Annotated in this window: 10 protein-coding genes; 3 read left to right on the top strand and 7 right to left on the bottom strand. The window is 62.2% G+C overall.

Annotated features, from left to right (window positions below):
* Window positions 1-3: 3 nt before the first annotated feature.
* The 4 genes from AC1IN8_RS04485 to AC1IN8_RS04470 form a co-directional block, all read right to left on the bottom strand.
* Window positions 4-792, bottom strand: a complete 789-nt coding sequence (locus AC1IN8_RS04485; RefSeq protein WP_041204232.1) for an ATP-dependent zinc protease family protein — start codon at window positions 790-792, stop codon at window positions 4-6.
* A gap of 52 nt (window positions 793-844) precedes the next feature.
* Complete coding sequence (gene cmoB, locus AC1IN8_RS04480; RefSeq protein ID WP_427230544.1) at window positions 845-1,822, bottom strand: tRNA 5-methoxyuridine(34)/uridine 5-oxyacetic acid(34) synthase CmoB; 978 nt, start codon at window positions 1,820-1,822, stop codon at window positions 845-847.
* Window positions 1,819-2,559 carry a carboxy-S-adenosyl-L-methionine synthase CmoA gene (gene cmoA, locus AC1IN8_RS04475; protein ID WP_205641370.1) on the bottom strand — a complete coding sequence of 247 codons (741 nt, stop codon included), beginning with the start codon at window positions 2,557-2,559 and terminating at the stop codon, window positions 1,819-1,821. Before cmoA ends, cmoB begins: the two co-directional genes overlap by 4 nt.
* A gap of 383 nt (window positions 2,560-2,942) precedes the next feature.
* Window positions 2,943-3,791, bottom strand: coding sequence for a DUF72 domain-containing protein (locus tag AC1IN8_RS04470; protein ID WP_479758186.1), 849 nt, complete (start codon window positions 3,789-3,791; stop codon window positions 2,943-2,945).
* A gap of 432 nt (window positions 3,792-4,223) precedes the next feature.
* Here AC1IN8_RS04470 and aspS point away from each other — a divergent pair, with 432 nt between their 5' ends.
* The 3 genes from aspS to AC1IN8_RS04455 all read left to right on the top strand — a co-directional run bounded on the left by aspS (window position 4,224) and on the right by AC1IN8_RS04455 (window position 8,730).
* Window positions 4,224-6,002, top strand: coding sequence for an aspartate--tRNA ligase (aspS, locus tag AC1IN8_RS04465; protein WP_247626865.1), 1,779 nt, complete (start codon window positions 4,224-4,226; stop codon window positions 6,000-6,002).
* A gap of 68 nt (window positions 6,003-6,070) precedes the next feature.
* Window positions 6,071-6,811, top strand: coding sequence for a YebC/PmpR family DNA-binding transcriptional regulator (locus AC1IN8_RS04460; RefSeq protein ID WP_005325689.1), 741 nt, complete (start codon window positions 6,071-6,073; stop codon window positions 6,809-6,811).
* 293 nt (window positions 6,812-7,104) lie between these two features.
* Window positions 7,105-8,730 (top strand): phosphoethanolamine transferase, encoded by a 1,626-nt coding sequence (locus AC1IN8_RS04455; protein WP_479758185.1) that lies wholly within the window; start codon window positions 7,105-7,107, stop codon window positions 8,728-8,730.
* Between the two features lie 185 nt (window positions 8,731-8,915).
* Here the strand turns inward: AC1IN8_RS04455 and nagC are convergent, their stop codons facing one another.
* From nagC to nagB, 3 genes are read right to left on the bottom strand one after another with little or no spacing between them, the layout of a single operon-like run.
* The gene (nagC, locus tag AC1IN8_RS04450) at window positions 8,916-10,130 is read right to left on the bottom strand and encodes a DNA-binding transcriptional regulator NagC (RefSeq protein WP_162519201.1); all 1,215 of its coding nucleotides are present in this window, start codon (window positions 10,128-10,130) and stop codon (window positions 8,916-8,918) included.
* 4 nt (window positions 10,131-10,134) lie between these two features.
* Window positions 10,135-11,280 (bottom strand): N-acetylglucosamine-6-phosphate deacetylase, encoded by a 1,146-nt coding sequence (nagA, locus tag AC1IN8_RS04445; RefSeq protein ID WP_479758184.1) that lies wholly within the window; start codon window positions 11,278-11,280, stop codon window positions 10,135-10,137.
* Between the two features lie 9 nt (window positions 11,281-11,289).
* Window positions 11,290-12,090, bottom strand: coding sequence for a glucosamine-6-phosphate deaminase (nagB, locus tag AC1IN8_RS04440; RefSeq protein ID WP_139436464.1), 801 nt, complete (start codon window positions 12,088-12,090; stop codon window positions 11,290-11,292).
* Between the last annotated feature and the right edge of the window lie 60 nt (window positions 12,091-12,150).

Below are 12,150 nucleotides of genomic sequence, written 5' to 3'. Positions count from 1 at the left end.
GGATTATTTTACATCCTTGAGCTTGGGTTTTGGTTGGATATACTCGCGGGCCACGTCGACCACGGCGATGTCTTTCAAGAATTCACGGCCCAGCAGCACGGGGAAGGTCATGTCGCTGCGATCCTTGAGGGTAAATTCGGCCTTCTCGGTCATGTCGCCGATGCGCACTGTGAGGCGCACCACGGGACGGCGGTCGAGGTCGTCTGCTGAGGCCTGACGTACCCGCACGTGACGCACCAGGGGCGCCTCGATCTGGATCTTGTCGTCCATCTCCTGGTGGCTCAGGAAGAAGCGCACCCAGTTCTTGCCGTTGCGCTCGAAGATGGTGATCTCCTGGGCGCTGATGGAGGAGGTGGTGGCGCCGGTATCGACCCGTGCCTGGAAGGCATCGTTGGCGGCATCGACCCAGATCCACTCCGCTTCACCCACCAGCAGCTTGCCGTCGACCGTGTGGCCCTGGCTCGGAGCCGGGCACTTCTCGGTGGGAATGGCCATGGGTTTGGGGGGCTCGGGTGGCAGGGTAGCCAGCTTGCTGTCGACTTTCTTCACGGACTCTTTCATGTTGGTGACATCGGTGTTGAGCTGAACCAGCAGGTGCTGTTGCTGCACATACTGCTTCTGTTGCTGTTCCATGGATGTTTGCAGGCGTTGCTCGCTCAACGAGATCTCGTTGCGCAGCTCCGCCAGCGTCAGGGTCGGGACAGGGGGCGCTTTTTCCATACTGACACACCCGCCGAGACTGAGCAGGGAGAGCAGGGTCATTCCTTTTAATTTGCTTTTCATGTCATTCATTTAACTGTGCTTCCTGGAATTGGGTCAGTGTAACTTCCACAGCCGCCATCGGCTAGTCTTTGGCCTTTCTGGCGATCAGTACGGCACGCTTGGGTGCCGGGTATCCTTCGACCGTGAGTGCGGGATCGGTGGGATCCAGATAGTCACTCAGGGACTCGTTAATCATCCAGTCGGTACGACGCTGTTCGTCGGTGCTGGTCATATTCTCGTCCACTATCCGCACGTCCCTGAACCCGCAGCGCTCGACCCACAGCTTGAGGGCCGCGCTCGAGGGGATGAACCAGACGTTGCGCATCTTGCCGTAGCGATCGGTGGGCACCAGCACGTCGTTGACACCGCCGTCGATCACCAGCGTCTCCAGCACCAGCTCCCCATCGTCTTTGAGCTGATTGCGCAGCTGTTCGATGTGCTCGATGGGGGACTTGCGATGATAGAGCACCCCCATGGAGAAGACGGTGTCAAAGGCCCGCAGCTCGGGGAGCTCCTGGATGCCGAGCGGCAGCAGATGGGCGCGCTGATCGTTGCCGGCGAAGTGGCGAATGGCCTCGAACTGGCAGAGGAAGAGCGGGCTTGGGTCTATGCCGACCGCAAGCTTGGCCCCTTCCCCCACCATGCGCCAGAGGTGGTAGCCGCTGCCGCAGCCCACGTCCAGCACGTAACGCCCTGCGAGCGGGCTGATATGGGGCAGCACCCGATCCCACTTCCAGTCGGAGCGCCACTCGGTGTCGATGTGGATGCCGTGCACGGTAAAAGGCCCCTTGCGCCAGGGCATGAACTGGCGCAGCAGGCTCTCGGTCTTCTTGCGCTCCCCCTCGTTCATGCTCTCAAGGCTGCCTACCTCGACCCGGTTTTTCAGCTCGACGTTGCCGGGGGCCACCTGCGGCAGCTTGTTGAGGGCCCGGTTCCAGCGCGGCAGATCCCCATGCAGGTTGTCGTGCTGCCAGGCGTGCAGCTGGGCGGGCAGGGTGTGCAGCCAGTGGCTCAGCCGGTTCTTGGCGATCAGTTGATAAAAGTTGGCGAAATCGATCATGGCTGGGCGTCGCTTGATTTGATGGCAATCATGGAGCCGAAGTTGAAGCACTGGAACCAGAGATCCTGATGGGTGAAACCGGCGTCCCGCAGGCGGGCACGGTGGATTTCCAGGCTGTCGGTGCGCATCACGTTCTCCAGCGCCGTGCGCTTCTGGCTGATCTCCAGCTCGCTGTAGCCGTTGGCCCGCTTGAAATCGAGGTGCAAGTCGATGAGCAGCGCGTTGACCTGCTCGTCCTCGAAGCGGAACTTCTCGCTCAGGATGAGGATGCCGCCGGGGCGCAGACCGTCATGGATGCGCGCGATGAGGGCGGCGCGCTTCTCGGGTTCGACGAACTGCAGGGTGAAGTTGAGCACCACCACGGAGGCGTTCTCGATGGCGATGTCGCAGATGTCCGCCTCCACCAGTTCCACCGGCACCTCGGACTTGAAGCCCGAGAGGTGGGCGCGGGCGCGCTCTATCATGGGGTGGGAGAGATCCACCGCCGTGATCTGGCAGCCCGGCTGGTTGACATGGCGGCGCATCGCCTGGGTCGCGGCGCCGAGGGAGCAGCCGAGATCGTACAGGCGGCTCTGGGGCTGGGCGTAGCGGGCGGCCATCATGCCGATGGCGGAGATGATGTTGCTGTAACCCGGCACAGAGCGCTGGATCATGTCGGGGAAGACATCGACGACCTGTTCGTCAAAGCAAAAATCCCCCAATTGGGCGATGGGGGCGGCAAAAATCTGATCGTGCATGCTGGCGCAACCTGACAGCCGGTGCGCGAACCGACTGTGTGTTCAATGGAGTCGTTGGGTGACGCCCGTCCGGGTCGTCACCGGTTTACGAACGGGGTGGCTGGCCTTGTGATCCTTCGGGCCCGCCCTGTTCGCAATGGACCATCATCCTGGTCCTTTATGGGGATGAGCCGTCTGCGGCAGGTGTTGCCATGGACAGCGGTCAGAGCCCTTTCCCGGGAGCCGGACGGTCGCCTGCAACACTGTGCCATGGCGGGCGTCCGGGTCCTTGCTTGGGGCGGTAGTGTAGAGGAAAGGCGGGCGTTTGTCTTGACGCCGAACCCAGTGGGGCCACAAAAAAACGGCTTTTTTTAGCGGTGAAACAGGGGCGGGGAAGGGAGTGGCTAAAAGGGCAGCACGCCCTGGCGCGCGCGATCGTTTTCCCCCGGCCAGGGGGCCATCTCCTGACCGAGCAGCCGACTGACCTGACGGGCCAGTTCGGGGGCCCGGGCGTTGTCGGCGGTATGGATAAAGAGGTAGAGATCCTTCCCCTCTGCCAGCCATTGTTTCCAACGGGGCAACCAGGATGGCAAAAAGGGGTAATTGTCCTCGATTTGAGGAAGGCCGATGAGGCGCACCACTGGGCTGCTTGCGGTGGCGAGCAGGTGCACCGGGAGCCTGGGCTTCTTGCCCTGGGCATCGATCATGGCGGCCGTGGCGGCGGGCACCGAGAAGAGCGGCCGGCTGTCGAGCATGATGCGGTTGATGCCCCTGTCCATCAGCAGGCGGTTCAGGGCCCGCTCCGCCTCCCCCTTGGCGAAGAAGTCAGGGTGGCGCACCTCGAGGGCATAGGTGAAATCCGGCGGCAGGCTCTCGAAGAAGGCGGCGAGGCGCGGCAGGCCGGCGGGGCCGAAGCGGGCGGGCAGTTGCAGCTTTAGCAGCCCCAGTTGCCCGTGCAGGGGCGCCAGCAGGGCGATGAAGGCCGCCACCTGCTTGCCGGCGCTCACCAGATCGCTCTGGTGGCTGATCTCTTTCGGAAACTTGAAGCTGAAACGAAAGTGGGGCGGCACCGCATCGGCCCAGCGGCGCACCGTGTCCGGGGTGGGGGAGGCGTAGAAGGTGGTGTTGCCCTCCACGGTATTGAACACCCGGGCATAGTGGGCGAGGTGCTCGGCGGGCCTGGCGCCCACCCCCAGCAACTGGCCGGGCCAGGCCGGGTGTGACCACTGGGGCAGACCCAAATAGAGGCTCATGTCGGTTCCTGTCTGCGGATTTATGCTGTTTTGCTCCCCTTTTTGCGCCAGGACAACAAAAAACAGGGCAAAGGAGGCTGCGGGCCATTTTACCCAAATGGGGGTTTTCCTCTATAATGCCAGCCCTTTTGTTTGCCAAATCGTTGTGACTCACGGGGTTGTGCGCCTAAGGTGGCGATGATCTAAGTCACAAGGTTGCCAGACAACGACGCTTGCCGATGTTCTCGCCTCGCGCGTCGCCCCCTCGATGGGGCACTCGGCGCGAGCCGGCATTGGCGGCAAGTATCCGGCTCGGGGAGCCGGATGATATGAGACTGATTTCAAACCGGGTAAGAACCAGGATCTGGCCAGCTGTGAGACAGACGGTGCTTGCCAGTCGTGCCCGGCGACCCAAGGTGAACCGTCTCTCTACCATTTCGAAGGAAGAAGTCCATGCGCTCTATCTATTGCGGACAGGTCAATGAGGCCCATGCCGGGCAGACCATTACATTGTGCGGTTGGGTCCACCGTCGTCGCGATCTCGGCGGCCTCATCTTTATCGACATGCGCGACCGGGAAGGGATCGTGCAAGTCTTCTTCGATCCGGACAAGCCGGACGCCTTCGCCCTGGCCTCCGAGCTGCGCGGCGAGTTCTGCATCCAGGTGACCGGCGTGGTGCGTACCCGTCCGGACTCCCAGCGCAACAGCGACATGGCTACCGGTGCCATCGAAGTGTTCGCCCACGAGCTCACCATCATCAACCGTGCCGAGCCGCTGCCCCTTGACTTCAACCAGGTCAACAGCGAAGAGATCAGCCTCAAGTATCGCTACCTGGACCTGCGTCGCCCCGAGATGGCCAGGTACCTGAAGACCCGTGCCAAGGCCAGCGCCTTCGTGCGCCGCTTCATGGACGAGCAGGGCTTCCTCGACATCGAGACCCCCATGCTGACCAAGGCGACCCCGGAAGGGGCCCGTGACTACCTGGTGCCGAGCCGGGTGCACAAGGGCAAGTTCTACGCCCTGCCGCAGTCTCCGCAGCTGTTCAAGCAGCTGCTGATGATGTCCGGCTTCGATCGCTACTACCAGATCGTCAAGTGCTTCCGCGACGAAGACCTGCGTGCCGACCGCCAGCCGGAATTCACCCAGATCGACGTGGAGACCTCCTTCATGACTGCGCCCCAGGTGCGTGAAATCATGGAAGAGATGATCCGCAAGCTGTGGCTGCATATCCTGAACGTGGATCTGGGCGACTTCCCCATCATGACCTTCGACGAGGCCATGCGCCGCTTTGGCTCCGACAAGCCGGACCTGCGCCTGCCCATGGAGCTGGTGGATGTGGCCGACCTCTTGACCGCGGTGGAGTTCGCCGTGTTCGCCGGCCCCGCCAACGACCCCAAAGGCCGCGTGGCAGCCCTGAAAGTGCCGGGCGGCGCCGAGCTGTCCCGCAAGCAGATCGACGAGTACACCAAGTTCGTCGGCATCTATGGCGCCAAGGGCCTGGCCTGGATGAAGGTCAACGAAGCCGCTAACGGCCTCGAAGGCGTGCAGTCTCCGGTGGCCAAGTTCCTCACCGACGAGATAGTGCGCGAGATCCTGGCCCGTACCGGTGCCGCCGACGGCGACATCCTCTTCTTCGGCGCCGACTCCAAGAAGGTGGTGTGCGACGCCATGGGCGCCCTGCGCCTGAAGGTGGGCCGCGATCTGGGTCTGGTGGAGAACGTCTGGAAGCCGCTCTGGGTCATCGACTTCCCCATGTTCGAGGAAGATGGCGAAGGCGGCTTGGCTGCCATGCACCACCCCTTCACCGCCCCGAGCAACCTGGGCCCGGACGAGCTCAAGGCCAACCCCCTGGGTGCCTATGCCAACGCCTACGACATGGTGATCAACGGCTACGAAGTGGGTGGCGGCTCTGTGCGTATCCACAACAGCGAGATGCAGTCCACCGTGTTCGACATCCTGGGGATCACCCCGGACGAGCAGCGCCTGAAGTTCGGCTTCCTGCTGGATGCCCTGAAGTACGGTACCCCGCCCCACGCCGGTCTGGCCTTCGGTCTGGACCGCCTCAGCATGCTGCTGACCGGTACCGACAACATCCGGGACGTGATCGCCTTCCCGAAAACCACGGCAGCGGCCTGCCTGATGACGGATGCTCCCAGCTTCGCCAACCAGGCCCAGCTGACCGAGCTGGCCATCGCCACCGTTGCCAAGGCCGATGCCAAGGCTGACGCCTGAGAAGATTGAAGAACGGGTCGCCATGCGACCCGTATCCCATTGATTTCACATTATAACGGAGAGTTTTTATGGCAGGTCACAGCAAATGGGCCAACATCAAACACCGCAAGGCGGCGCAAGACGCCAAGCGTGGCAAGATCTTCACCAAGCTGATCCGCGAAATCACCACCTCGGCTCGCCTCGGTGACGCGGATCCCGCCAACAACCCGCGCCTGCGCGCGGCGGTAGCGGCTGCCCTGACCGGCAACATGACCCGTGACACCATCAACCGTGCCATCCAGCGCGGCGCCGGTGGTGGCGATGGCGAGCAGCTGGAAACCATCGTCTACGAAGGTTACGGCCCGGCGGGCTCCGCCGTCATGGTGGAGTGCCTGACCGACAACCGCAACCGTACCGTGGCCGAAGTGCGTCACGCCTTCAGCAAGTGCGGCGGCAATCTGGGCACCGACGGCTCAGTGGCCTACCTGTTCAGCAAGAAGGGTCTGCTGACCTTCGTGGGCGTGGACGAAGATGCCCTGATGGACGCGGCCCTGGAAGCGGGTGCCGATGACGTGGTCACCGAAGAGGATGGCTCCATCGAGGTCTACACCACCCCGAACGACTTCGGCACAGTGCTGGACGGCCTGGAAGCCGCCGGCTTCAAGCCCCAGAGCGCCGAAGTGACCATGATAGCTTCCACCGAAGCCGAGCTGGACGCCGACACCGCCCCCAAGCTGATGCGCCTCATCGACATGCTGGAAGATCTGGACGACGTGCAGGAGGTCTACCACAACGGCTCCATCTCCGACGAAGTGGCTGCGCTGCTCTGATCCCCAGATAGAGAAGGTGTGACAGAGGTGCACCACAAGGGGGTCACCTCCCTCCGACCAGACGGCAGCCTAAGGCTGCCGTTTTTTATATCTTTGACTCTTCTCTGGCCCCATTTCCTTCGCTGTGCCTCCCTTAATGCCCGCTTAAGTTTGCCTTCCTACTCTCTCCTTGCATCCGGGCCGCTGTGCCCATCACCGCATTGTCTGCTCGGGAAGAGAGACGGGTGACAGGGATGCCCACAACGGAGCCCCCATGCAGGGTCTCCAGATCACTGGTTTGTTGGAGTATCGTTATGCGCCTCACTCTGGGAGTGATGAAGGTCAACCTGTTGCTGGTGCTGCTGTTTGCACTGGTGTTCAACTGGCCCATTTTCCTGCACTTTTACCGTATTCTCACCGCCCTCGAGCACGTCAAGGCGGGGTTTGCCCTCTCCATCCCCCTGGTGCTGATTGCCGCCCTCAATGCGGTCTTCCTGCCGTTTACCTTCCGCTATCTGCTCAAGCCCTTCTTCACCTTCCTGATCGTCACCGCCTCCCTGGTCAGCTACGCCATGCTCAAATACGGCATCATCTTCGATGTGGGCATGGTGCAGAACATACTCGAGACCAACAGCGGGGAGGCGAGCTCCTACCTCAATGCTTCCGTGGTGCTCTGGTTCCTGCTGACCGCCGTGCTGCCGGTGCTTGCCCTCTTGTGGCTGAAGATCGAATACCCCACTCCCTGGTACAAGGGGCTGGCCCAGCGTCTGGCGGGTATCGCCCTCTCCCTGCTGTTCCTGGCCGGCGTCGCCGCGCTCTATTACCAGGACTACGCCTCGGTCGGGCGCAACAACCACACCATCGTCAAAGAGATAGTCCCCTCCAATTACGTGCGCGGCCTCTATCGCTACGCCCGGGATATTCTCTTCGCCACCCCTGTCCCTTATCAGCCGATAGGCACAGATGCCAGGGTGGTGGCCAAGAGCGACAAGCCGACCCTGATGTTCCTGGTGGTGGGGGAGACGGCCCGCAGCCAGAACTACTCCCTCAACGGCTACCAGAAGCAGACCAACGGCTTCACCATGAAGGAGCCGGATCTGGTCTCCTTCAGGGACGTGCGCTCCTGTGGCACCGCCACCGCGGTCTCGGTGCCCTGTATGTTCTCCAACCTCACGCGCCGTGGTTATGACGAGACCCTGGCCAAGTCCAGGGACGGACTGCTGGACGTGCTGCAGCACGCCGGTGTCTCCGTGCTGTGGAAGGAGAACGACGGCGGCTGCAAGGGGGTGTGCAAGCACGTGCCCACCCTGGAGATCGAGCCCAAGGCCTTCCCCCAATACTGTGAAGGGGATTCCTGCTATGACGAGGTCTTGCTGCAGGGGCTGGATCAACAGATCGCCGGGATGAAGGGCAGGCAGGGCAGCAAGCTGGTGGCCTTCCACCTGATGGGCAGCCATGGCCCGACCTACTATCGCCGCTACCCGGCAGCCGATCGCGTCTTCCTGCCGGACTGCCCGCGCAGCGACATCGAGAACTGCAGCAACGAGGAGCTGGTCAACACCTATGACAACACCATCCGCTACACCGACAAGGTGCTGTCCCAGCTCATCGCCAAGCTCAAGACTCTGGAGAGCCAGTACAATGTGGGGCTGGTCTATCTGTCGGATCACGGGGAATCTCTCGGCGCGCTGGGGCTCTACCTGCACGGCACCCCCTACAAGTTCGCCCCGGACGACCAGACCCGGGTGCCCCTCTTGACCTGGTTCTCTCCCCAGCTGCAGCGGGATCGCGGGCTCAATCAGGATTGCTTGCGCCAGGAGGCGGGCAGCAAGCGCTTCTCCCACGACAACCTGTTCCACTCAATGCTGGGCATCATGGATGTGCAGACCCAGGTCTATGACGGCGCGCTTGATCTGTTCAAGCCGTGTAGGGCGGGGTAGGTCAGGCAAACCGAGCGGGGCAACCTGTTGCCCCGCACCATGCTCGGTATCATGGACGTGCAGACCCGGGTTTATGACGGTGCGCTTGATCTGTTCAAGCCGTGCCGGGCGGGGTGAACCGGCGAAAGCCGACCATAAAAAACGGCAGCCACTGGCTGCCGTTTTTATTGATGCAAGGCGCGGCCTTACTTCTGCTCCATGATGATCTGCAGCAGATCCCCCTCCAGCAGGGAGCGCTTCACCAGGGCGAAACCCCCTATGGTGGGCTGGTTCTGGAAGCGCGCCTTCACGATGGGCAGGCCACGGTGGAAGCTTGGCAGGGACTGGTGCTCGACGCAGCGGCGGATGGCCGGGATCAGGATCTCCTCGGCGGCGGTGATTTCGCCGGCGATCAGCACCTTCTGGGGGTTGAACAGGTTGACCGTGATGGCGATGGCCCGGCCCAGATGTTCCCCCACGTTCTCGATCACGCTGCGAGCCAGTTCGTCCCCCGCCACGGCGGCCTTGCACACCTCCTGGATGGTGATGTGCTTCTCCTGCAGCGAGCTCAGGTGGCCGCGGCTGATGAGCTCCTTCACCTTGTCGACGATGGCCTCGTTGGAGGCGATGGTCTCGAGGCAGCCGAAGTTGCCGCAGTGGCAGCGCTTGCCGAGGGGCTCGACCTGGATGTGACCTATCTCGCCGACGTTGCGGTTATGACCGAGGAACACCTGCCCCTTGGTGATGATGCCGGAGCCGGTGCCCTGGTGCACGCTCACCAGGATGGAGTCCATGCAGTCGCGGGACTCGCCGAAGAAGTGCTCCGCGAGCGCCAGGGAGCGGGTGTCGTTGCCCACGTAGCAGGGTAGGTTGAAATGGTGCTCCAGCAGCTTGGCGAGCCCCAGGTTGCGGATCTGGTAGGTGGGGGTATAGATGACCATGCCGGATTCCGGATTGACCAGACCCGGCATGGTCAGTGCGATGCTGATGAGGTTGCGGCTGCGCTCGGTATTGGCGTCGATGAAGGCGCCAATCTCCCGCAGCAGCATGTCGACCACGGGCTGTTGCTCGATCTCGGTCACCTGGGTGATGTGCTGATCGAGCTCCTTGCCGTCGAGATCATACAGGGAGAGCTGCAGATAGCCGCGGCCAAGCTTGGCGGAGACAAACTGAAAGCGATGCTTGATGGTGGTCAGGGAGATGGCGCGTCGTCCGCCGGTTGACGCCTGGGGCGACGTCTCCCTGATCAGCCCATGCTCGATCAGTTGCCGGGTTATCTTGGTCACGCTGGCCGGGGCCAGCTGACTCAACTCGGCAATTTTGACCCGCGAGATGGGCCCCTGCAGGTCAATGAGTCGATAGACGACGGCACTGTTCACCTGCTTGATAAGATCTACGTTTGCTATTTGTCCGCCAGTCATAGTGTCACTGTGTTGTGTAGTGTCCGTTAACCACGGTCCCGCAGACCGTGAAGGCCTGATCAAAGACGGTGAGGTTGGCAATTTTTCCGACCTGGATACTACCGAGACGTGAGTCCCATCCAATGGCGCGAGCGGGGTAAAGGGTGGCCATTCTCAGTGCTTCATCGAGCGGTAATCCGACCTGTTTGACCAGATTCTCCACCCCTTCAATCATGGTGAGGGCGGAGCCGCCGAGTGTACCATTCTCATCGACGCACTGACCATCGCGGAAATAGACGGTTGCGCCACAAAAATCAAACTGCTCAAAGCCTTCCGGTGCCCCGGCCGCGGCGGTGGCATCGGTGACCAGCACCAGTTTCTCGCCGAGGATCCTGTGTGCCAGGCGCACGTTGGCCCAGTGCACGTGGTGACCGTCGACTATGATGCCGGCATAGACATCCTTGCGATCGTAGATGGCGCCCACCACGCCCGGCTCGCGACCGTTCAGGGTCGGGGTCATGGCGTTGTAGAGGTGGGTGGCAAAGCGCATGCCGTTGTCAAACCCGGCCATGGCCTGGTCATAGCTGGCAGCGGTGTGACCGGCGGAGACCAGGATGCCGGCCTCCACCAGGCGGCGGATGTGCTCCGGCTTGTTGCGCTCCGGCGCCAGGGTGATCTTGGCGATGGCGTCTGCGTTGGCGCAGAAGAAATCGATCATCTCGTCGACGGGCTGACGGATCTGCTCGGCCGGGTGTATGCCCTTGCGCTTGAGGTTGGTGTAGGGCCCCTCCAGATGGACTCCCAGCACCTCGTTCGGACGGGCGGCCATGTAGTCGCGGGTCACCGCCACCGCCAGCTTCATGTCCGCATCCGGACTGGTGATCAGGGTCGGCAGGAAGCTGGTGGTACCTGACTTGAGGTTGGCCGCCTGCATGGTGGCCAGGGTCTCGGTGGTGATATGACCGTTGAACATGACACCGCCGCAGCCATTGAGCTGCACGTCGATGAAGCCGGCGCTGAGGTTGGCGCCCTTGAGATCAATCTGCTCGATGCCGGCGGGCAGCTCGGTCAGGTGGGAGATGGCGACAATCCTGTCGCCTTCGATCAGTACGCCGTGGCCGGTCAGCACGCAGCTGCCGGTATAGAGGGTGCAATTAGTCAGTGCGTACATGACGGCTCCTTACAGACGGTCGATGTTGGCGGCTTCCAGCTGCTGGAAGTAACGGACCGTCTTGACCTTCAGCTCCATGGTGGAGGGCTCGTCGCACACCATCATGCCCTTGGGATGCAGTTGCAGGGTGGAGATGGTCCACATGTGGTTGACGCAGCCTTCCACCGCGGCCTGCAGGGCCAGGGCCTTGGCGTGACCGGTCACCAGGATCATGATCTCTTCGGCATCCATCAGGGTGCCCACGCCCACGGTCAGCGCCAGCTTGGGCACCTGCTCCATGTCGCCACCGAAGAAGCGGGAGTTGGCGATGCGGGTATCCTCGGTCAGGGTCTTGACCCGGGTACGGGAGGCCAGGGAAGAGGCCGGCTCGTTGAAGGCGATGTGACCGTCGTTGCCGACGCCGCCCATGAAGAGGTTGATCCTGCCGTAGGACTTGATCTTCTCCTCGTAGCGCTTGCACTCGGCCACCAGATCCTCGGCGTTGCCGTTGAGGATGTTGATGTTTTCCGGGCGAATGTCCACGTGGTTGAAGAAGTTGTTGTACATGAAGCTGTGGTAGCTCTCCGGGTGCTCCTTGGGCAGCCCCACGTATTCGTCCATGTTGAAGGTCACCACGTGCTGGAAGCTCACCTCGCCGGCCTTGTGCAGCTCGATCAGGCGCTTGTAGGTCGTCAGCGGCGTGCCACCGGTGGGCAGGCCCAGTACGAAGGGGCGGTCGGCGGTCGGTTTGAACGCATTGATGCGGTCAACGATGTAACGGGCAGACCAGAGACCCACCTGGCTGGCAGACTTCAACGGGATCAGGCGCATTTTCTATACCTCAGTACGGTTGCCGCACAGGATTGACGGCAAGGGACCAAACACGGATTC

The organism is Aeromonas sp. 130281 (assembly GCF_056642115.1).
Note: the sequence above shows the minus strand (reverse complement) of the source record. Positions and strands in the feature narration are given on the sequence as shown.

What these genes read in the sequence shown, in the direction of transcription:
- AC1IN8_RS04455 (WP_479758185.1), top strand. Translation starts at nt 7,105, where the DNA reads ATGCGCCTCACTCTGGGAGTGATGAAGGTCAACCTGTTGCTGGTGCTG.
- nagA (WP_479758184.1), bottom strand. Translation starts at nt 11,280, where the DNA reads ATGTACGCACTGACTAATTGCACCCTCTATACCGGCAGCTGCGTGCTG.
- AC1IN8_RS04470 (WP_479758186.1), bottom strand. Translation starts at nt 3,791, where the DNA reads ATGAGCCTCTATTTGGGTCTGCCCCAGTGGTCACACCCGGCCTGGCCC.
- cmoB (WP_427230544.1), bottom strand. Translation starts at nt 1,822, where the DNA reads ATGATCGATTTCGCCAACTTTTATCAACTGATCGCCAAGAACCGGCTG.
- aspS (WP_247626865.1), top strand. Translation starts at nt 4,224, where the DNA reads ATGCGCTCTATCTATTGCGGACAGGTCAATGAGGCCCATGCCGGGCAG.
- AC1IN8_RS04460 (WP_005325689.1), top strand. Translation starts at nt 6,071, where the DNA reads ATGGCAGGTCACAGCAAATGGGCCAACATCAAACACCGCAAGGCGGCG.
- AC1IN8_RS04485 (WP_041204232.1), bottom strand. Translation starts at nt 792, where the DNA reads ATGAATGACATGAAAAGCAAATTAAAAGGAATGACCCTGCTCTCCCTG.
- cmoA (WP_205641370.1), bottom strand. Translation starts at nt 2,559, where the DNA reads ATGCACGATCAGATTTTTGCCGCCCCCATCGCCCAATTGGGGGATTTT.
- nagC (WP_162519201.1), bottom strand. Translation starts at nt 10,130, where the DNA reads ATGACTGGCGGACAAATAGCAAACGTAGATCTTATCAAGCAGGTGAAC.
- nagB (WP_139436464.1), bottom strand. Translation starts at nt 12,090, where the DNA reads ATGCGCCTGATCCCGTTGAAGTCTGCCAGCCAGGTGGGTCTCTGGTCT.